General features: G+C 51.2%; 32 protein-coding genes and 2 pseudogenes. 4 read left to right on the plus strand and 30 right to left on the minus strand.

The window, feature by feature from the left end; all coding sequences use genetic code 11:
- Positions 1 to 29: 29 nt before the first annotated feature.
- The 28 genes from ssb to APU11_RS25510 all read right to left on the minus strand — a co-directional run bounded on the left by ssb (position 30) and on the right by APU11_RS25510 (position 15,375).
- Positions 30 to 476: a single-stranded DNA-binding protein gene (ssb, locus tag APU11_RS25375; RefSeq protein ID WP_342669442.1), complete on the minus strand. Its 447-nt coding sequence runs from the start codon at positions 474 to 476 to the stop codon at positions 30 to 32.
- A gap of 59 nt (positions 477 to 535) precedes the next feature.
- Positions 536 to 757, minus strand: a complete 222-nt coding sequence (locus APU11_RS25380) for a hypothetical protein (RefSeq protein ID WP_004187336.1) — start codon at positions 755 to 757, stop codon at positions 536 to 538.
- 154 nt (positions 758 to 911) lie between these two features.
- Positions 912 to 1,196 (minus strand): hypothetical protein, encoded by a 285-nt coding sequence (locus APU11_RS25385; RefSeq protein ID WP_045325057.1) that lies wholly within the window; start codon positions 1,194 to 1,196, stop codon positions 912 to 914.
- 43 nt (positions 1,197 to 1,239) lie between these two features.
- On the minus strand, positions 1,240 to 1,680 hold the full coding sequence (locus APU11_RS25390; protein ID WP_004206916.1) for an antirestriction protein: 441 nt from the start codon (positions 1,678 to 1,680) through the stop codon (positions 1,240 to 1,242).
- Between the two features lie 200 nt (positions 1,681 to 1,880).
- On the minus strand, positions 1,881 to 2,186 hold the full coding sequence (locus APU11_RS25395) for a hypothetical protein (protein WP_060578757.1): 306 nt from the start codon (positions 2,184 to 2,186) through the stop codon (positions 1,881 to 1,883).
- Positions 2,187 to 2,247: 61 nt separating this feature from the next.
- Complete coding sequence (locus tag APU11_RS25400; protein WP_011154458.1) at positions 2,248 to 2,658, minus strand: DUF1380 family protein; 411 nt, start codon at positions 2,656 to 2,658, stop codon at positions 2,248 to 2,250.
- Positions 2,659 to 2,742: 84 nt separating this feature from the next.
- The gene (locus tag APU11_RS25405; RefSeq protein ID WP_011154457.1) at positions 2,743 to 2,979 is read right to left on the minus strand and encodes a hypothetical protein; all 237 of its coding nucleotides are present in this window, start codon (positions 2,977 to 2,979) and stop codon (positions 2,743 to 2,745) included.
- Positions 2,980 to 3,276: 297 nt separating this feature from the next.
- Entirely contained in the window at positions 3,277 to 3,507 is a 231-nt protein-coding gene (locus APU11_RS27545) for an Hha/YmoA family nucleoid-associated regulatory protein (RefSeq protein WP_004187345.1), read from the minus strand.
- Between the two features lie 97 nt (positions 3,508 to 3,604).
- On the minus strand, positions 3,605 to 3,943 hold the full coding sequence (locus tag APU11_RS25415; protein ID WP_020805654.1) for a hypothetical protein: 339 nt from the start codon (positions 3,941 to 3,943) through the stop codon (positions 3,605 to 3,607).
- Positions 3,944 to 4,132: 189 nt separating this feature from the next.
- A complete protein-coding gene (locus tag APU11_RS25420) occupies positions 4,133 to 4,993 on the minus strand; it encodes a DUF4942 domain-containing protein (RefSeq protein ID WP_060578759.1) in 861 nt (286 codons plus the stop codon).
- A 72-nt stretch (positions 4,994 to 5,065) separates the two neighbouring features.
- The gene (locus tag APU11_RS25425) at positions 5,066 to 5,245 is read right to left on the minus strand and encodes a hypothetical protein (protein ID WP_020805645.1); all 180 of its coding nucleotides are present in this window, start codon (positions 5,243 to 5,245) and stop codon (positions 5,066 to 5,068) included.
- A gap of 605 nt (positions 5,246 to 5,850) precedes the next feature.
- Complete coding sequence (locus tag APU11_RS25430; protein ID WP_060578760.1) at positions 5,851 to 7,134, minus strand: DGQHR domain-containing protein; 1,284 nt, start codon at positions 7,132 to 7,134, stop codon at positions 5,851 to 5,853.
- A gap of 63 nt (positions 7,135 to 7,197) precedes the next feature.
- On the minus strand, positions 7,198 to 7,464 hold the full coding sequence (locus APU11_RS25435; protein WP_020805667.1) for a helix-turn-helix transcriptional regulator: 267 nt from the start codon (positions 7,462 to 7,464) through the stop codon (positions 7,198 to 7,200).
- Between the two features lie 44 nt (positions 7,465 to 7,508).
- Complete coding sequence (locus tag APU11_RS25440; protein WP_060578761.1) at positions 7,509 to 7,958, minus strand: JAB domain-containing protein; 450 nt, start codon at positions 7,956 to 7,958, stop codon at positions 7,509 to 7,511.
- Between the two features lie 122 nt (positions 7,959 to 8,080).
- On the minus strand, positions 8,081 to 8,443 hold the full coding sequence (locus APU11_RS25445; protein ID WP_060578762.1) for a DUF3085 domain-containing protein: 363 nt from the start codon (positions 8,441 to 8,443) through the stop codon (positions 8,081 to 8,083).
- A 21-nt stretch (positions 8,444 to 8,464) separates the two neighbouring features.
- Complete coding sequence (locus tag APU11_RS25450) at positions 8,465 to 8,728, minus strand: hypothetical protein (RefSeq protein WP_020805634.1); 264 nt, start codon at positions 8,726 to 8,728, stop codon at positions 8,465 to 8,467.
- A 117-nt stretch (positions 8,729 to 8,845) separates the two neighbouring features.
- A complete protein-coding gene (locus APU11_RS25455; protein WP_060578763.1) occupies positions 8,846 to 9,256 on the minus strand; it encodes a hypothetical protein in 411 nt (136 codons plus the stop codon).
- A 28-nt stretch (positions 9,257 to 9,284) separates the two neighbouring features.
- Positions 9,285 to 9,764: a hypothetical protein gene (locus APU11_RS25460; RefSeq protein WP_004187375.1), complete on the minus strand. Its 480-nt coding sequence runs from the start codon at positions 9,762 to 9,764 to the stop codon at positions 9,285 to 9,287.
- Positions 9,757 to 10,002, minus strand: a complete 246-nt coding sequence (locus tag APU11_RS25465; protein WP_019725064.1) for a hypothetical protein — start codon at positions 10,000 to 10,002, stop codon at positions 9,757 to 9,759. The genes APU11_RS25460 and APU11_RS25465 overlap by 8 nt, the downstream gene beginning before the upstream one ends.
- A gap of 378 nt (positions 10,003 to 10,380) precedes the next feature.
- Complete coding sequence (locus APU11_RS25470) at positions 10,381 to 10,932, minus strand: phospholipase D family protein (RefSeq protein ID WP_011091049.1); 552 nt, start codon at positions 10,930 to 10,932, stop codon at positions 10,381 to 10,383.
- A gap of 9 nt (positions 10,933 to 10,941) precedes the next feature.
- Positions 10,942 to 11,385, minus strand: a complete 444-nt coding sequence (locus APU11_RS25475) for a plasmid partitioning/stability family protein (protein ID WP_060578764.1) — start codon at positions 11,383 to 11,385, stop codon at positions 10,942 to 10,944.
- Positions 11,386 to 11,387: 2 nt separating this feature from the next.
- A complete protein-coding gene (locus APU11_RS25480) occupies positions 11,388 to 12,362 on the minus strand; it encodes a plasmid segregation protein ParM (RefSeq protein WP_011091047.1) in 975 nt (324 codons plus the stop codon).
- A 240-nt stretch (positions 12,363 to 12,602) separates the two neighbouring features.
- On the minus strand, positions 12,603 to 13,343 hold the full coding sequence (locus APU11_RS25485; protein ID WP_004187383.1) for a tyrosine-type recombinase/integrase: 741 nt from the start codon (positions 13,341 to 13,343) through the stop codon (positions 12,603 to 12,605).
- 18 nt (positions 13,344 to 13,361) lie between these two features.
- A complete protein-coding gene (locus APU11_RS25490; protein ID WP_039592089.1) occupies positions 13,362 to 13,610 on the minus strand; it encodes a hypothetical protein in 249 nt (82 codons plus the stop codon).
- Positions 13,607 to 14,092, minus strand: a complete 486-nt coding sequence (locus APU11_RS25495) for a hypothetical protein (protein WP_060578765.1) — start codon at positions 14,090 to 14,092, stop codon at positions 13,607 to 13,609. Before APU11_RS25495 ends, APU11_RS25490 begins: the two co-directional genes overlap by 4 nt.
- Complete coding sequence (locus APU11_RS25500; protein WP_060578766.1) at positions 14,089 to 14,676, minus strand: restriction endonuclease; 588 nt, start codon at positions 14,674 to 14,676, stop codon at positions 14,089 to 14,091. Before APU11_RS25500 ends, APU11_RS25495 begins: the two co-directional genes overlap by 4 nt.
- Entirely contained in the window at positions 14,669 to 14,917 is a 249-nt protein-coding gene (locus APU11_RS25505) for a helix-turn-helix transcriptional regulator (RefSeq protein WP_004187394.1), read from the minus strand. Before APU11_RS25505 ends, APU11_RS25500 begins: the two co-directional genes overlap by 8 nt.
- A complete protein-coding gene (locus APU11_RS25510; RefSeq protein ID WP_060578767.1) occupies positions 14,914 to 15,375 on the minus strand; it encodes a hypothetical protein in 462 nt (153 codons plus the stop codon). The genes APU11_RS25505 and APU11_RS25510 overlap by 4 nt, the downstream gene beginning before the upstream one ends.
- Before the next feature lie 140 nt (positions 15,376 to 15,515).
- On the opposite strand from APU11_RS25510, the gene APU11_RS29085 reads away from it, so the two are divergent.
- The 4 genes from APU11_RS29085 (at position 15,516) to APU11_RS25525 (ending at position 18,669) form a co-directional block, all read left to right on the plus strand.
- Positions 15,516 to 15,773 carry a hypothetical protein gene (locus APU11_RS29085; RefSeq protein ID WP_239691349.1) on the plus strand — a complete coding sequence of 86 codons (258 nt, stop codon included), beginning with the start codon at positions 15,516 to 15,518 and terminating at the stop codon, positions 15,771 to 15,773.
- A gap of 117 nt (positions 15,774 to 15,890) precedes the next feature.
- Complete coding sequence (locus APU11_RS29090; RefSeq protein WP_239691350.1) at positions 15,891 to 16,061, plus strand: hypothetical protein; 171 nt, start codon at positions 15,891 to 15,893, stop codon at positions 16,059 to 16,061.
- Positions 16,062 to 16,275: 214 nt separating this feature from the next.
- Positions 16,276 to 17,538 carry an IS1380-like element ISEcp1 family transposase gene (locus tag APU11_RS25520; protein WP_000608644.1) on the plus strand — a complete coding sequence of 421 codons (1,263 nt, stop codon included), beginning with the start codon at positions 16,276 to 16,278 and terminating at the stop codon, positions 17,536 to 17,538.
- Positions 17,539 to 17,793: 255 nt separating this feature from the next.
- Complete coding sequence (locus APU11_RS25525; RefSeq protein ID WP_000239590.1) at positions 17,794 to 18,669, plus strand: extended-spectrum class A beta-lactamase CTX-M-15; 876 nt, start codon at positions 17,794 to 17,796, stop codon at positions 18,667 to 18,669.
- 46 nt (positions 18,670 to 18,715) lie between these two features.
- Here APU11_RS25525 and APU11_RS25530 read toward each other — a convergent pair.
- Positions 18,716 to 19,060: pseudogene (locus tag APU11_RS25530) on the minus strand (WbuC family cupin fold metalloprotein); the annotation flags it as partial.
- Positions 18,972 to 19,187 (minus strand): annotated as a pseudogene (locus APU11_RS29095) (hypothetical protein); the annotation flags it as partial. The pseudogenes APU11_RS25530 and APU11_RS29095, both read right to left, overlap by 89 nt.

Genomic DNA, 19,187 nt, shown 5'->3' on the forward strand with positions numbered 1-19,187 from the left:
CGTCCTGCGGGCCGTTCTAACTCAAATACTCACTGCGGGTAATCATTCATATCCGGGAACGGCGGTTCATCATGATTTTCAATGCCTCCCTGGCCTTCTGCACCGGTGTTACGTGGCCCAGCTCCCGGCAGCATCTGCATTTCGCCGTTATTATCGATCACAATTTCCTTATTGCTGCGCATTTTGCCGTCTGTCCCTTGCCATTTGTTATTACGAATGCGCCCGACAAAATACAGCATCATACCCTTTTTGAAGTACTTCCCAGCTGCTTCGGCTTTCTTTCCAAAAATGACAATATCATGCCATTCCGTTTCTTTTTGCTCCTTCCCTTCGTTGTCGCTATAGCTGATTTCTGTAGCCAGCGTCAGGCTCGCAATGGCCGTTCCGTTTGGGGTGTAACGCACTTCTGCATCTTTGCCAGCACGCCCCATCAGAATCACTTTGTTTTCGCCACGTTTCCACATAATACACCTCATATATTTGATGTTTATCAGTAAAAAATGGGAGGATTAAGGGGGATTTCTCCCCCTCTTTATCAGTAAAACTTCACGTTCGATTTCAGGGCTTTTTCAAAGTCTTTTACAAAGGAATTTGCAAAAGTGTAATCACGATGAATAAGCTGTTTTGTTTTAGGATTTCGCCACTCAACCTGCACTGATTCGGCTGAGTATTCGATCACCTCGATTTGATTTTTTACACCGAGATAATCAGCAATTGCCATTACGGCATTCACTTTTTTTTGGTCTGCTTCTTTCATTTCAACTCCTTCGCCAGTCGGGGCGCTACCGCGAAAGACTCAACTGCCTTTCGATGTAATAATTATACGTCTAATGAGCCATTTAATCAACTCATTAGACGTATTTTTTTAATTTTATTTTGTTCAAATATGAACATTTAATGATGCCAGATATCTAACATAATGGCTTGAATTTGGCCTTGTTGTAGGTGATCCGGTAGTCTTTGCACTTCCCGTTCTGCCGCAGGAACTCCAGCGAGACAACGTTAGCAGCGGCAAAATTGATGCACATAATGCTTTCCAGCGCCTCGAACAGGTCGGCCCCATTGGCAAGCGGAAACCACAGATCGTTGTCGTTACCGCTTAATTTTTCATGAAGACAGAAATGCACAGCACGCACGCCGCCAAATTCCGTAACCAGCACCGTATTGCTGGCGCGAATATCAGTTAGTGTTAACATTTTTCCCCCTGTCAGTATTGGCCCCCTCGCGGGGGCCGCCGTTTCAGTCAATCGCGCGGTAAATCAAACCGGCTTCGGCGTGCTGGTCGGCATATAATTTGAGCTTTTCCTGCTGGGTGATCAGCATGTCGCAGATGTGCTCATAGCCGGCATCATGTGCGTGCCAGATCATGTGGTTCAGGGTGAACAGGGTCAGCACGATACCGGTAGCTTCTGCGGACAGTTCCCCTTCGAACCAGTTACCGCTAACCGATACCGTGAAGCGCTCTGCGCTCAGTGGGTACATGAAGCCGCTACCGCAAGACAGTTCGACGAACTCCCAGGAACCGCCTTGATAATCGGCGCAGAGAGAACGTGCGTGGTTGTAGACACCGGCCTCACCTGTGAGATACCAGGCGCCGAACAGGCGTGGCAGAAAGGCCATGCGGCGGTTATTGGGGATAATGCGTGCAGTGATGGCGGGTTGATTCAGTTCAGTAGACATTTTCTGTACTCCTGCGCCAGTCGGGGCGCTACCGTCGAAAGACCGGATTGCCTTTCGTTGTGATTATTATACGTCTAATGAGCCATATTAATCAAGCAAAATATTCCCGCCTGCCTGAATATTTTCAGGCGGGAGAACTCTTTCCCCTGTCCATTTTTGGGGGCAGGATCACGCCTGCCCCCTTCTGATTCACATGATTACTATGACTTTGTTTCAGCGTTAAAGTGTACGGCTGCGATCCTGACCAACGGGATCACCGCGCTATCCTCATCGAGCACACGAAAATTTATCGCTTCCCCCAGGTGCATCAGGTTAGCGATAAAATCAACGATGATTTCGGAAACCGGGTGTCCGTCGCAGTCCTGCTCATTCAGGCGCGCAAACAGCGCCAGCGCCTTAGCGGCCTTGATTGCCCGCTCTTCGTTTTCTTCGTCCATACTGCCGAAACACCATTGCCCCTTTTCAATCAGGGCCAGCGTGTCGTAATAGGCTTCATTCTGGGACATGTTTTTTCCTCCTGCGCCAGTCGGGGCGCTACCGTAAAAGTTCGCTGCGTTACTGCGTGAATTAGCCGTTAATCACCTTCGTGATGCACTCCAGCGCCTCAGACTCCTGCGGATAAAGTCGGCGTGCAGCTCCTTCACCAGACTGGATTTCTTCCAGCCGGATAAACTGCGCCGCCAGCGCCACGACTTTTTGCAGCGCCTCGGCATTGACCTCTATTTTTCGATCGCGGGCGGCATCTTCGCGCACCTGCTTTGCCAGGCTCCAGACGGTATCTTTTCCGACGCCATAACGGCTGTGTGAACTGCATTCCGCGATTTCTGCCAGAACGGCTTCGGCCTCATCGTCAGTGAGGTTCATATCACTGGTGCAGTCATGGACATCTTCAGCAGTCCAGATCAGAAGGCTGATCCGCTGCTGTGGTTCAAAACTATCGAGAAGCCTTGCGCAAATTTCATTTACGTTACCGTGCATTGTAAAACTCCTGCGCCAGTCGGGGCGCTGCCGCGAAAGACCGGATGCCTTTCGATATGATTATTATACGTCTAATGAGCCATATTAATCAAGCGATTTTTCGCGCTCATAGCTGCTACAGGCAACGCTATAGCCGTTTGCATCCAGTTCTGAAGGCCAGTCGTCACGCCCGCAACCTGACAGCAGGCAGGCGCTGAGGTGCCCAGGGCGATAATCGAGATGCTGGCATGAGGCGCAAAGGTCATCATCTGAGATTGAGCGGCCTGCACAGATAGGCGGCGCTCCATCAGTGGGAATTTCTCGAATATGCAGCGTTGTCACTTTTTTTACTCCTGCGCCAGTCGGGGCGCTGCCGGTTAGCGATGCAGGGGGCTGTCGCCCCCTGCGGCGGTTCAGTCCTTACCCTTATCCTTCATGACTTTAATCAACCCGGTAATGGCTGTAATGAGGGCGGCCACGGCCGTGATAATCTGAGGGAGGTTATGGAGGATTTCAGAAGAGGTCATAATGCACCTGTAAGGCTGTTTAGGAAGGTACTGATTTGAATCAGTAAAAACATTATACGTCTAACGAGCCATATATGCAAGCAAAAAAACGCCCCTTGTAGGGGCGCTGTGATTATTTTACATACTGCCAGACATGCGGCGGGATCTTATCCCAGATGCGTCCCGATGCCAGCTCTGCGCGGCGATGGTCGGCGGCAGCCTCAAAAGCCTCGGTGTCCTCCGGCGGCACCTGTCCACGATCCCGCATGGATTCGTACATTTTTTCCAGTGTGTCCGGGTTACGACTGCGCCGAAAACGGAGAAGGTAAAAACGCCTCCGCGCCTGATAAACTGTTTCCGCCATGTATCTGCGTCCTGAGCGCCTTGTTATTTCGCATAGTATTCACGTTTTGGTTGAATAAGTCTTCGACTATACGCCCCTTGCGGGGCGTAGCAGGCGGTCAGCCCCAGGTGCTGTAAAAATGGCTTTCGTTAGGATCGGTCTTATAAGCCTGTTCGTACTCGTCAATGCTGACAGACGGATGCTCATGGTTTTCACGGATGCGACGGGTCACGGGTTCGCCTTTAAAGTCGTTCAATACCGGCTTTAACTCGCCAGACATTGCACTGTCTGCTTTCACCTGCTGCGCAGCGATGCGGCGCAGTACGGCGGTTTTCTTACCGCGCAGGGCGATCACCTGATAAAAACAGGTATTTGTCTGCTCATAACCCCAGCTGGAAACAAAAACATCACCAAGAGAAACGGAGCCGTTACGGAACTGAAGGGATTGAATAGCCATGTTTATTACTCCTGCGCCAGTCGGGGCGCTACCGCGAAAAGCCTCATTGCCTTTCGATGTGATTATTATACGTCTAATGAGCCATATTAATCAAGCAATAAATACATGCCCGGCATGATTTTCTCAGGCCGGGGAATACTTCCTTTCCCTGTTTATATTTCAGGCCGCAAATGCGGCCTGCCGTCTGCATTACACGCGAGGGGGTAACATTCCGGGATAGTGACTGGCAACCAGATTATTGATCTTCTCAACCAGCTCCGGGCGTTTAAACGTAATGTGCGCGCTGCCCTTTTTATAATATCGCACGCTGAAGTAATCACACTCGAACACCTTACCGTTGAACTGGTTTTCACTGAAAAAGGCATCCAGTTTGGCACCGTCAGAAACGCGGTAATCAGGCACGTTACGCCCGTCCAGCACGTAGAACGGCCGCGCCAGATCGTCAATTTTGGTGTGCCCGTCTGAGCTGAAGCGCACCCAGCCACTGCGCCAGACATCGAGCAACGGCGCGATAATGATACGCTTGCCAAACATGCAGGGGTTATTGGTTTTATAATCCCACGACAGGGATTTAAAGATATCAATCAGCCCTTGCGTGAAGGTATCGGCCTTGCTTGCGTTCAGGTGCCGGAACGTACTCATAACGTTATCCAGCGTTATCGGCGGCATTTCTTTGCCTGCCACCTGCCGATCCCATTCCTGACGTTGCTTGTTGCTCATCAGCGTATACATACCGGTTTCCGTCATCAGCCGATCCCAGATTTTTCCGTCGATAACGCGGGAAATAGCCGTTTCGGCCTGATCTGGCGTGGTGTCGCTCCATTTGATGGCACTCTCTACGGCTTTGTCGTAGTCATACAGGTACTGACAGCCTCCGGCCTGCTGCATCAGATCGCGCGCTTTTCGCAGCTTGTCTATGCCGTCGAGATAGACGCGGATACCTTCATCCCGCAACGAGATGATGCGCTCAATAGCAATGGACGGGATCACTTCACCGCCATGCTGGCAGGACATCAGATCGACCGACGGGAGAGTATTTTTAGATGACATTTCAGACTCCTGCGCCATGCGGGGCGCTACCGTTAGCGTTGAACAGGGCTGGCAATGCCAGCCCATCAATAATTATTTGCAGCTCTGAAGCAGTTGATCGAGTTTTGCAGCCAGAGCATACGTGGACTGATACGGACCACTTAAACGGCGGTTAGGGATTTCGTTGAGGGCATACAGGCACGCCTTCAGCAGCGCATCTTTCTGCGTGTCCAGTTCAGCTTTAAGCTGGGAGGGGGTCAGTGCTTTACTCATAATTTGTTACTCCTGCGCCAGTCGGGGCGCTACCACGAAAAGCCTCATTGCCTTTCGATGTGATTATTATACGTCTAATGAGCCATTATAATCAAGCGTTATCTGATTAATTTTCTTTGTTTATTCCTGGACTCCTTTCCCTGTAAATTTTGCTTTCAGATCCCCATCAGCCCGATGAAGGTGCTTTGCCGGCATGGTGCAGGGGTTCAGGCATCAGACACTAGCGATAGCCCGAAACCCCGCAGGGGGTTCGGCGGAGCTGCCAGGCTTTGCCTGGCTAGCGGAGTGTGGCTGACGACTGCCCGCCGGGCAGGAGCCGAAGGGGCCCAGAGGTGTTTTAGTTCGACAGGCCTGCCAGAAAAGCCTGCAACTGAGCAGAAATGAACAGGGAAGACACGCTGTACGGATGTCAAAAGTAAGCTAACTGGCAGATACCAGGGCGGGATCGCATCAGAAAGGGCCAGAATAGGGGGCAGGACACGTCAAAGTCATAAAAACGATGATGGGTACAGGTTTTTTAAATGCGCGCCCAGAGAGCGGCTCAGCGCGTTTCAGGGCAATGCGGGTTCGATGCCCGTATTGCCCTGCAGGCGGCAACCACCGCGTCAGCCTTCAGCCCCGGCCAGATAGCGGCTCAGTCCTTCGCTTGAAGCCAGCACCGACGCTCTGTATTGCGGTTCGCCGTCACCCAGCGCCTTCAGCTTCTCCACGATATTTACCATCGGATCGGCTGTGCGCTGCTTATAACTCTCGATGTCAGCTGCATACTTCAGTAACGCTGTATCACTCGCCTCTTCAGCTGACAGATAAGCACGCAACCACAGCGCATCTGCGAACGGATCTATCAGCTTTTGCAACGCTTCAGCTGTTGCTTCGAGCGCCCGCCTGTCGGTTTTGATGGTGCCAGTTTCCGGATCAACACACTTCCCTTCCCAGCACTCAGGAACAAACGACTCCCGATAATGAAAACCGTTGTCACCGTTTTCAGCACAGGCCAGCAGGTTCTCGATGCTTTCTGGTGTTCTGTGCCGTAACATCCTGGCCGTTGCCATACCGATCGCATTAATCATGATGCCATGCAGGCCAAGCGCCTCCTGACGGTACTCCGCGGCGATATCATCCTGGGCAATGTCATTCCAGCGCATCGCCTGCGCCCAGGCTGTCCAGAGTCTTTCTGCCATATCACGCTGTTGCGTCGAGGGAATGCTGTTGGCCCGCAGGTTGAGCATTTTTTTGGTCGCATCGTTCAGCGCCTTAAAGCTGATAAGCCGTGAACTTTTCGCCGGGACCACGTTGTGTTCAAAATCCACTGTGCCCGCAAGCCCGGTGACGGTTCGGGCCAGATGCATTGCCAGCTGGTTGACCGGATCATTGTTGTTATATGCCATACTGATCGCCGCGGCCGGTTTGCTCGCGTTGTTATTAATATCAGCGAAAAACTGCTGGCGTAACTCAAGTGGCAGGCCAACGGTAAGCAACAAGCTGATCGTATCTTCCGTATTGGAATAATCGCGTACAAATTCAAAAATACCCAGCGCACGGTGCTGGCCATCGAATAATTTTAAATCAGCGTCCATCGGAATTTTAAGAATACCCACTGCCGGCGAGAGTTCGCTGGGGAGGAATTCAACATGGCTGTCAATATTTCCGGTAATTGACGGCAAAATATAGGGGGCTCGTTTTGATGTCGCACCGGCAACATAATTCCGTATTTTTTTCGCCCGCGTTTTGTTCGCTTCTCGCTGACTGCGATCCATAACATCGCCATCATTGTCCATTGCAAGAATACGACGTAACACGACCATAGGAACCGTCAGCATGTATTGTTCTATGCCGCCCTGTATTCCGCGTGTCGCCGGTACTCTGAAAAAATAGTTATCAGTATCCATAATATTTCCTTCGTATATCCGATACGTTCAGGAAGCACGTTTGCGCGTCGGTATTGTGCGCTGCTATTTCCAGATCGGCGGTAAGCCGGCATCGATGCACAGGACGCACCAGACGGAATACGCGATGTCACTTTCTCCAGTCACCCAACGGCGCACCGTTCTGCCGTTAACGCCAACATATCGTGCCAGCCCTTCCTGACTCAGGTTGAGCACATTTTCAAGCAGATAGCGGAGCTCTTCCCCCGTCGGCGGGGTCCATTTGTCAGCGGGACGGAAACAGCTTTCGCGGATCGCGCCCACGTTAAGCGGCACGGTATATTTATTGCCCATAGCAAGCCTCCAGAGCCGGCCGCACCACTGTGCGGCCGCGGTTGTCAAATCAGACCATGTTCAGCAAAAGAGTAAATATCGCTGCCGCCCACAATCAGGTGATCGAGGACTTTGACATCAACCATCCCCAGCACCTGCGCCAGACGCTCGGTGATCAGCTTGTCAGCCTGGCTGGGTTCAGTGGAAGCGGAAGGATGGTTATGCGCCAGTACCACAGCGGCGGCATTATGATGCAGGGCGCGTTGCAGGACGATACGCGGATGAACGGTGACGCTGCTGATGGTGCCCTTAAACAGTTCTTCAAACGCAATCACGCCGTTCTGGATGTTAAGAAAGAACGCGCAGAATGATTCGCGTGGTTCTGCAGCAAGACGAAACCGCAGCAAGGAACGCGCGGCGTCGGCACCGGTGATAAAATCCGTGGTGGTAATTTTACCGGCAATAATGGCATCCGCCTGGCGGATAATGTTGAGTTCTTCTGCTGAAAATTTCATATATTTCCCTCGGTAGGGGACCTGAGCACCTTGCCCGGCCACAAATATATATTAGGACATTTTGTCCTAGATGTAAATACAGTTAAAATAAAATAAGCCCGATTTAACGGGCTATTATGGTTTTATTTCTGCCCCCCGGTAATAACTTCCAGCATCGAATCTGAAACCATAATTCTCAGATAAGGTTTCGCGCGGCTGAGAAGTTCAATCGATCTTGTATCGAAGGCAAGGGTTTCGCAAAAATCATCTCCGCCACAGGCTGCCTCCATACGGTCCCAGAGTTCGTCAAAATCCGTTGTATCCGGATTGAAGCCATTGGCATAACAGACATTACGCTTCCCTTTACTGTTTTTCTCACCTTTCGCCGCCATCACATACACGCCGTGATCTTTGACGAAAAGAAGCGGGCAATTAAAACGCTTAATTTCTGCTATAACGACGTTGAGCATAGGATCAGTAAATAAAAATTCTGATTGCATGGTCATAGTGTATTAACTCCCTGAAAGTTATTTGCTGACCGCAGCGGCGGTGAGAATGTCAGAAAGCGACCCCAGCAGATATAATTCGGTGAGCTCGCCTGTTTCATTCAGAAGAAATAGCCCTGCTGGTCGGCCATTATGAAAAATAATGGCTTCATGCGATTGATGTAATTCACACTGACACAGCGAGAAATAAATAAGTGACCATTCAGGGGAAATAACGGTTTTATTGCCATGTTCCCGGATATAGCGGGCAACATCAGCCTGTTGCTGAGAATTGAGAGCAGTCATAAGGTGACTCCTGCGCCGGTCGGGGCGCTACCGTCGAAAGACCGGATTGCCTTTCGATGTAATTATTATACGTCTAACGAGCCATATAAATCAAGTTAGTTTTGTTATTTTTCTGGTTTAAGGAGACTCCTTCCCCTGTAAATTTTGCATCACAAGCGCACCGTTCGGGCGCTGCAGGCGAATAATATCGCTCTGGTGAGCGTCTTTTTCCCGGATGATCCGCCAGGTTTCGGTGACGGCGCCGGCTGGCTGATACAGTCTGACCTTCACCTCGGAACGCTCTGCAGACAGCACAATGCAGCCTTTCTCATCTTGTGCAGCTGCGTGCCGGGCTTCATCTTTTTCCCGCGGGCAGTCATCAAATCCTGATATTCGGACCGGGTGGCCATCGATATCAACCTGATAGCCGGGCGAAATCACGGGCACGGGCTGTGGCACATTCTGGAAATAATCAGCCAGATCACACCCTGTCAGGGTTATGGGCACAAGGCAGGCATACAGCATTAACATTCGGCGTGTGGTGATCATAAAGGGTCCTCTCTGGTCGCCGCGGGCCTTATTTCGCCTTCTCAACCAGCTGCAGTGACGGATGCTCACCGGCCAGAAGTAACAGGAAATTGAATTCCCCGGTCTTGAGCTTTACGCCGCGCTGAGCAGCCTTTTCTTTGGTTTGCCATGACGCCGGTTTATAGCCAAACAGCGCTGCAATTTCAGCGTGCTTCAGCCCCAGCGCCAGACGCAGGCGGCGAACGTCTTCGGCCGTGGCGGGATCTTTGACCATATCATCCGGACTGAATGCCCTGTTCAGGCGGTAATCAGGATGCACGCCGGCGATCAGCATCAGCATGTTATATTCGCCTGGGCGAAGACTGGTCTTGTTGTACTGGCTGAGATCGTCGCTGATAGCTTCCTTACGCTGCCATGCGCGCAGTTCGTAACCCATGACAGCCCCTAATGCGGTTTCAGTCATGCCCATTTTTTCCCGGAGCGTCTTCACTGTTTCCGGCTGCGGAACGACGCTAACCATCTTAATCATTACCCTTCTCCCAGAAGTCTGAATTCAGAAAAATTTTCACCTGGCGCGTGCGGGGATAGTCCTGGTGCTTCAGCCCCTCCCGCGTGTCAGACAGGTACTGCGTTTCCTGCTGCACCTTGTTGATTTTGCCATTCCATTTGCGGGCCAGCGCCCGGTAACTCCCGTTCTCCAGCTGATAAACTTCAAACGTATACTTATTCGGACCGCTCCAGCCTTCGTTGTAATAGACCTGTTTCATAGGATCTGCCTGATCGATGCGCCCCGTAAACATGACATCCCGGCTGCATTGCCTGAACCAGTAACCGCGGGGCATAGCCGGTGGCCGGTCGCTTATTTCCCGTCTGGATAGCGTGCCGAAAGGCTGTGAGCGCAGGTGACAACCTGATCTCAGGTCAATCTGGCATGGCGTGTTGTGCAGGGACCAGCGCCGCTGCCGCAGGCAATGGCTCAGGGTGATCACAGGTACGACACGGGAAACGAACAGGGGGAATGATTGCATGGTTTTACTCCTTCGCCAGTCGGGGCGCTACCGAAAAATGAGCCTTGATAATACGACGAATGAGCCATATAAATCAAGTTAAAAATCAGGCGGCAGAGTTTCTGCCGCTGCTGTAGGTCAGTACCGTGGGGCCACGTCCTTTCCTTCGCCCCATAAACGGGAAAACTCGTTCACGTAGGCTTCAGTTACTGCAGGCGCGCCGCTGATCAGCACCACATTTTCCGCATTACGACTGTCTGCACTGGCGCTGAAGTTAAACGATCCGGTCAAGACGGCGCGGCGGTCAAAGACCATGAATTTATCATGCATGGCCTCGTAGTTATCGTTGATCCGCACCGCCACGCGGTTATTGGCCAGAAAGTTCACTTCGGTGTACCGGTTGTCGTTCGCTTTGCGATCGGCCACCACCACCACCGATACTCCCCGTTTTTTTGCGGCACGCAACGCGCCGGCAACAGGACGACTGGTCAGGCTGTAGGCGGCAACAAGAATCTCATGCTGCGCGTGGTCGATTGAATCCAGAACCAGATTTAATGCGGTCCCGCCGGGTGAAAACCCGGTTTTAACTTCAGTCGCAGTTTGCGCCTGAACATTGCCGGCCGCTGTTACCGGGTTTGCTGCCACGGCGCCGGCGATGAGGGTCAGGGTTAACAGCACATATTTTTTCACGCTGCCCCCTTAATCATCATCCGGGAACAGATGCTGGACGTTCTTACGGGTTTCTTCCAGATTCTTATCCTCCGGTGCTGCCGGTTCAGGAGCCACGGCGGGACTGTTTTCCGGCACAGCGCTGCCTGCCGGCGACACCGTATTGCTGCCACCGCCGGTGGCCTGCAGAAACGCCTCAACCAGACGCGCCATTTCTCCTGTATCCTGCTGCGGCAGCGTACTGCTGATGATCCGCTGAATATCCTGCATCGAGGTGCTCTCCGTCAGGAATTCAGCGATCAGGAACGGCAGGCGTTCGTCCTGCTTCATCAACGCGGCACCACAGAGCATCATGGCGCGCATCGCGCGGCCACGCTCTTTCTGAGGCAGTTTCTCAAGAAAGCCGTCGGCTACCCGGTCCGCCGCATTGCGCTCCGGGTAGATATAAAACGAGCACTTACGGTTATCAGTCATACTCAGCCCTTCATTGCCACCATACCCAGAACCAGATCGAATTGCGGGTTATCACTGACGAAGAAACGATCGTCACTCACCCCCGTGGCCTGCTTCACTGCGCCGGCGACCAGGCTGGCGCCGCCACCGACAACCATGACGTGCGTGAAGCCGGCAAAGCGGCCAACTGAATCGGTGACACGGTGCGTCAGGGCTTTTTCCCGCTCATGCAGTACCTTCATCACCTGGGCCCGCTGGTCAGCATTCTGGAGGTAACGGGAAAGAAACGTTTCGTCATTTCGCGCCTGGATCAGACGGTCGGCAAAATACGAACTGGTACGGGTGCTCACACTGGTATCCAGTGCATGTTTTACGGCTTCGGTGATGATGGATACGCCGGTTTTAGGATCGCAATGCGTCTTGGTGAATCCGGACATTTTGCTGCGAACGTGCGCGATATCCAGCGTGGTTCCACCGATATCCACAATCAGCAGGGAGTCCAGATCGTCCAGATCCTTCAGCACACTGAAGCCTGCAGGGACCGACTCTGGCAGTACGCTGACTTTACGCACGGTAAAGCTCTCACGCCCCTGAACGGCCACCGCGCGCTTCACGTTCGCTTTTTTCCGCTCGATGTTGGCCATATTAGGCTGATCGTTTTCATCCAGGTACTCGCCCAGCGGCAGCGTCACCACAACATCAACCGGCTGCGGTTCAATGCCAGACTGCATCAGGGCATGGTGGATAGCGACGACATTCACATCACTGTACTGATAGCGTGTTTCCGTGGTGCGCACGGCATCCGGGCTCAGCTGGTCAAAGCTGTACTTTTCCCCGTCAATTTCATAGTTGGCGGAAGCCGGCACCGATGAATCTGTCAGCAACGTCATGGACCATTCGGGCTTGAAGCTGTTCGGACTGATCAACGTTTTGACCGCACCATCTTCCATCCATGCCAGTTTGATGTTGGTGGAACCGTCGTCAACAAAAATACGCATTTTGAACCTCACATTATTTAGAAAAAAACCGTAGAAATCAGGAAAAATACAGCTTTCAAATGGATTATTACGCATCCGTGCTGACGTGTAAAGACAAAAAGACGCACCAATATAGAAAAATACAGAAAAATACCGAATAAAAATCAACAAAAGACGGTCAGGCCGTCCTCAAAACGGCCTGATATAGAAAGATGAGAGATTATTTTAGATTTATAAGGAAATAACAGGGATGAATACGGATTATTCCGGAAGCGTTAGATGACTGTCTGGCAGGCTGAACCGGACGCCATACTGACGGCCGACATCGAGCGCAAACACGCGCGTGTAGGTTTCTGTGGTTTCCAGCCGGGAATGCCCGGCATAAGCCTGTACAACTTTCAGCGGAACCCCATGCTGGATCAGGTGCATACAGAAGCTGTGACGGAACGTGTGGCAGGTAACAGGGATACTAAAAGTGACAGAGTCACGTTTTGCGAGGTCCAGTGCCTTCCTGATCCAGTTACGCGGCGTGTTATCACTCTGCACCGGCCAGAGCAGCTGCTGTTTACCAATACGCAGGGTGGTCAGAAATTCACGCACCTTCCTGACATATTGAGGATCGGTCAGAGGAACAAGACGGAACACCTCTTCATCCTTGCCCGGCCTTCCGCGGCCACGCTGACGCTGTTTAAGCGTCTTCAGCCGGACAAACGGCCGGGAACCGTCAAGCTGAAAGCTGGCGCCGGTCAGCGCCAGCGCCTCATTAATACGCGCGCCCGTGTTCCAGAGGGTATCGAAAAGGACCTGCTGGCGCAGGTCTGGCACATACCGCAGAAACACCGACACCTCCGGGGCCAGCAGGTATTTGGGTAAATCAGCCTGGCTGGCCATCTCCCGCAGCGCCAGCGCATCGGCATAATCGAAGTAGGCATATGTCACGCGCCCGGTCCCGATGGCGTCGCTACGTGAATTCTGAGAAATTTGCAGGGGGAAAGTGTTCAATTTTTTAAAATCCGCTAATCAGCCGTCAGGCGACTGAATTTTATGAAATTTCTCGCTGAAATCGACCGCTTCCTGCATATCAAACGTCATACTGCGGGTGGAAGCGGTCGAGCTCCAGCTTTTCCCGCCGCCGATCCCGTAGGGAGGTAGCGCCTGTCCGTGTAGCGGCTGGTTGTGTCGGGCGGCAAAAACCAGCTCCCCGACAGGTACTTTTAACATCATAGCAAACATATCCGCGCTGATTCGGCGGCCTTTCAATCCACTCATAACAACCTGTAACTGAATCCTGTACCACGACTTTTGTTGTAAATCTGCTGACCAGACTGACCTTCATCTTCACTGAATACCACCATACGGCGGCCGTTAGTCAGTGAATCCATTTTACGCTGTGCGCCATTATCGTCATAACGCACAGGCAGGCACGCACCTTTATGGCTGTTTTCACTCTCGACGCGGAACACCCTTACCCTGACGGCGTTCTTCCGCACCTGGTCAGGATCTTCACCAATGACCACACCCGTCAGTTTCTGAAGCGTATCTGCCGGACTGCTGTACTCAGCCTGGCTGAGATAGCGGCCGTTCGGGGTTAACCAGAAATCCTGGCTGTCACTGACACGGTAGGTTTCGCCGTGGCTGGCGATGCCTGAGACGTTACAGAAGCGGTCATAAGCGGTGGGCTGTCCGGGGAGCATGGCGCACCCTGTCAGCAGCAGTGCCGGCAGGGCGGCGACGTATCCTTTGAATTTCATGTTGTCTCCTGTTCAGGATGAACCATTTCGGCCGGTGGCCGGTATCCCGGATACGGGATAAACGGCGCATCGGTGGCAATAAGGTCTAGCAGCTTCTGGCCACTGACCAGGATCATGCGGCTGTCTCCGCGAATGAGCGATTTGGTGCCTTCGCGCGTTTTGCCGGTATGGCAGAAAAATCCGCGGCCTCCGGTGGCGTTCAGCAGGTCGCTGAAGTCACGGACGTGGCCAACGGCAATATAGCTGGTATAGCGTTTGGCCTGGATAAGCCAGGTCTGGCCATCAATCTTCACACGGCCATCAATCCCGCCGTCACCGGTATACCGGCGGTTACGGATCACTTCAAAGCCCCGGCGTTCAAAGCCTTCAAGCAGCAGCTCTTCGAACACAAACGGGTCAATCTTGCGCAGATAGGCAATTTTCTGCCCGAAATGCGGAAACGTATTAATTTTATCGATCACACGTACCGCACTGGCCTGTTTCCGTTCGTGCCGGCGCCGGCGTCGCCGTGTACCCAGCCAGAGGCCATACAGCAGGATACCCGCAAGGATAAAAGAGCCGACAACATGGATGGACTCATTCATTATCGATCCTCAGCACTTCATACTTCAGCTGCCGCAGCAGCCTGTCTTTGCTCATGGTTTTCAGGGTGGGCCATTCCGCTTTCAGCGTCAGCGCGACGGTGGCAAGTTGTATGGTCCGGGGTACTGTCTCACCGTCCTCATATTTTACCAGGCTGGTACGGCTGATACCGAGCTCAGCCGCGGCGCGTTCCTGGGTCCAGTTCAGGCCCCGTCGCCACAGGATCAAGTCAAAGCCGGTCAATCCGCCGCACTCCCATGCTCAGTGCCGGGCTTCGTGCCGGCGGGTACGGCCTCTTTCCCCTGTGCCTTTTTTTCCGCCGGGGCCGGGTAGGCCGAGGCCAGTTGTGCCCGGAAATCACGCCACGCTGACAGCCAGAGCGCATCAGATACCTGGTCAGACGACAGATTAAGGACCGCATTGCGGTCACGCCAGTGGCTAAATGTCTGAGCCGGCAGGCCGGCACGCCGGCGCAACTGCTGCTCGTCGAAATAGGCACACTGAACCAGGAGGTGTCTGACGTTCTGCGGGACAACTTCATCCCTGGCCCCTTCCGGCACAGCCAGCATCCCGGCGCTGCATATCCCCTGAATTCCGGCCTCCGTGAAAATCTGCTGCAGTTCCGTATCATCACCCTGCGCAGCGCCGGCGGTGTGTGCCACAACCAGCATGATGCCGGCAATAAGTGGTTTCTTTATCATGCGTACTCAGCTCCTGGCCGAATCCTGGTGGACTGGCCTGTTATAATCTGCCTGTATTTATAGCCTGAAAATGTTCATATTTGAACATTTTTTATGTATATTAATTCCGCAAATTCGCCAAAAACACAACAGGAGACACGATGGATATCAACTACTACGATGAACATCAGGAAGAATTTGAGGCGGTTAAACTGGCGCTGAAGGGTGAAATGGAAAGGATCTGGGGTTCCATGCTGAAAGAAAGCGGGGATAGCCTGGATGATGAAGCCACGTACCTGAACCTGTTTGAAGAACTGCAGTACACCTTCTCTCCGTCCAGCTTCAGTAAGCTCACCCCGTCGCAGGATCTGGATGAAGATAAAATAGCGGCCTTTGTGGCCAGAACCCGCGGCTATTAGCACGGCATCACGATCAAATGCCGGCCGGGTCGCCCGCAGAAGTGGCTGAAAGGCCGAATCAAACCACTTGAGGACGCGGAAGGCACAAACCTGTGCTGGATCGACACGGCCACCATCGTGCATATCGGTGCCGGTCAGCAGTTTGACGATCAGTATTACCTCACAGTGACCACACAGACCGGGCAGAGTTACCGCGTGAATGAACTCCGTCTGCCAGGTCGTCTGCTGGAAGCAGCCCAGGACAGCCTGTTCAGGGCACTGGATTCAACCACCGGCGGTAATTTCTAATACGGAGTTGCACCACGCTTATCGTGGACCTAGATTCTACGTCAGTACTTCAAAAAGCATAATCAAAGCCTTGATAAATATGCATTCCTTCGAAATTCAGCTTTCACCCATTGGGTGAAAGAAAAGTGCTCAAAAATATGTTAAATTATCAGCTTTTATGACTCGATATATGGTAAAATAATAGTAAGAAAAGTAGTAAAAAGGGGTTCTAATTATGATTAATAAAATTGATTTCAAAGCTAAGAATCTAACATCAAATGCAGGTCTTTTTCTGCTCCTTGAGAATGCAAAAAGCAATGGGATTTTTGATTTTATTGAAAATGACCTCGTATTTGATAATGACTCAACAAATAAAATCAAGATGAATCATATAAAGACCATGCTCTGCGGTCACTTCATTGGCATTGATAAGTTAGAACGTCTAAAGCTACTTCAAAATGATCCCCTCGTCAACGAGTTTGATATTTCCGTAAAAGAACCTGAAACAGTGTCACGGTTTCTAGGAAACTTCAACTTCAAGACAACCCAAATGTTTAGAGACATTAATTTTAAAGTCTTTAAAAAACTGCTCACTAAAAGTAAATTGACATCCATTACGATTGATATTGATAGTAGTGTAATTAACGTAGAAGGTCATCAAGAAGGTGCGTCAAAAGGATATAATCCTAAGAAACTGGGAAACCGATGCTACAATATCCAATTTGCATTTTGCGACGAATTAAAAGCATATGTTACCGGATTTGTAAGAAGTGGCAATACTTACACTGCAAACGGTGCTGCGGAAATGATCAAAGAAATTGTTGCTAACATCAAATCAGACGATTTAGAAATTTTATTTCGAATGGATAGTGGCTACTTTGATGAAAAAATTATCGAAACGATAGAATCTCTTGGATGCAAATATTTAATTAAAGCCAAAAGTTATTCTACACTCACCTCACAAGCAACGAATTCATCAATTGTATTCGTTAAAGGAGAAGAAGGTAGAGAAACTACAGAACTGTATACAAAATTAGTTAAATGGGAAAAAGACAGAAGATTTGTCGTATCTCGCGTACTGAAACCAGAAAAAGAAAGAGCACAATTATCACTTTTAGAAGGTTCCGAATACGACTACTTTTTCTTTGTAACAAATACTACCTTGCTTTCTGAAAAAGTAGTTATATACTATGAAAAGCGTGGTAATGCTGAAAACTATATCAAAGAAGCCAAATACGACATGGCGGTGGGTCATCTCTTGCTAAAGTCATTTTGGGCGAATGAAGCCGTGTTTCAAATGATGATGCTTTCATATAACCTATTTTTGTTGTTCAAGTTTGATTCCTTGGACTCTTCAGAATACAGACAGCAAATAAAGACCTTTCGTTTGAAGTATGTATTTCTTGCAGCAAAAATAATCAAAACCGCAAGATATGTAATCATGAAGTTGTCGGAAAACTATCCGTACAAGGGAGTGTATGAAAAATGTCTGGTATAATAAGAATATCATCAATAAAATTGAGTGTTGCTCTGTGGATAACTTGCAGAGTTTATTAAGTATCATTGCAGCAAAGATGAAATCAATGATTTATCAAAAATGATTGAAAGGTGGTTGTAAATAATGTTACAATGTGTGAGAAGCAGTCTAAATTCTTCGTGAAATAGTGATTTTTGAAGCTAATAAAAAACACACGTGGAATTTAGGGACTATTCATGTTGTTGTTATTTCGTATCTTCCAGAATAAGGAATCCCATGGTTAAAAAATCACTGCGCCAGTTCACGCTGATGGCGACGGCAACCGTCACGCTGTTGTTAGGAAGTGTGCCGCTGTATGCGCAAACGGCGGACGTACAGCAAAAACTTGCCGAATTAGAGCGGCAGTCGGGAGGCAGACTGGGTGTGGCATTGATTAACACAGCAGATAATTCGCAAATACTTTATCGTGCTGATGAGCGCTTTGCGATGTGCAGCACCAGTAAAGTGATGGCCGCGGCCGCGGTGCTGAAGAAAAGTGAAAGCGAACCGAATCTGTTAAATCAGCGAGTTGAGATCAAAAAATCTGACCTTGTTAACTATAATCCGATTGCGGAAAAGCACGTCAATGGGACGATGTCACTGGCTGAGCTTAGCGCGGCCGCGCTACAGTACAGCGATAACGTGGCGATGAATAAGCTGATTGCTCACGTTGGCGGCCCGGCTAGCGTCACCGCGTTCGCCCGACAGCTGGGAGACGAAACGTTCCGTCTCGACCGTACCGAGCCGACGTTAAACACCGCCATTCCGGGCGATCCGCGTGATACCACTTCACCTCGGGCAATGGCGCAAACTCTGCGGAATCTGACGCTGGGTAAAGCATTGGGCGACAGCCAACGGGCGCAGCTGGTGACATGGATGAAAGGCAATACCACCGGTGCAGCGAGCATTCAGGCTGGACTGCCTGCTTCCTGGGTTGTGGGGGATAAAACCGGCAGCGGTGGCTATGGCACCACCAACGATATCGCGGTGATCTGGCCAAAAGATCGTGCGCCGCTGATTCTGGTCACTTACTTCACCCAGCCTCAACCTAAGGCAGAAAGCCGTCGCGATGTATTAGCGTCGGCGGCTAAAATCGTCACCGACGGTTTGTAATAGCGGAAACGGAATGGGGAAACTCATTCCGTTTTTGTTTATCGCCTTAGACGGCAAAAGTGCTGTCGCCCACCTGCGCTTGCGCATACCAGGCCATAAGCTCCGTGGTTCCTGGTTCTCCTTCCGCTGGAGCCCAGTGCGCATAGTCATCGGCAGCCACGGGTTGATAGCCACCGTGTTTTACTTCAAAAATTATGCCACCGGTATCCAGCGACAGCACGGCATGCCAGGTTCCTGCGGCCATCTCCAGCACCGTACAGGTTTCCCCCAATATCGCCCGATGGGTGACGGTACCCCGATCGTCAAAATTCAGCACCACGAAACGACCCCTTAATGGCAACAGTAGCTCGAAGGTGTGAGGGTGTCGGTGCGGGCGCACGTAGGTCCCAGGTCATATTCCTTCCGGCGTCCGGCATTTTACCGCCAGACAGCTCGGGATTCGTGATATCACCGTTCTTGCAGAATACGGTCAGAGGGAAAATACCCGCCGTGAGCATGCAGCGCTGATACGTCAGCAC

Source organism: Enterobacter sp. 50793107, assembly GCF_001463365.1.
Lineage (GTDB): Bacteria > Pseudomonadota > Gammaproteobacteria > Enterobacterales > Enterobacteriaceae > Enterobacter > Enterobacter cloacae.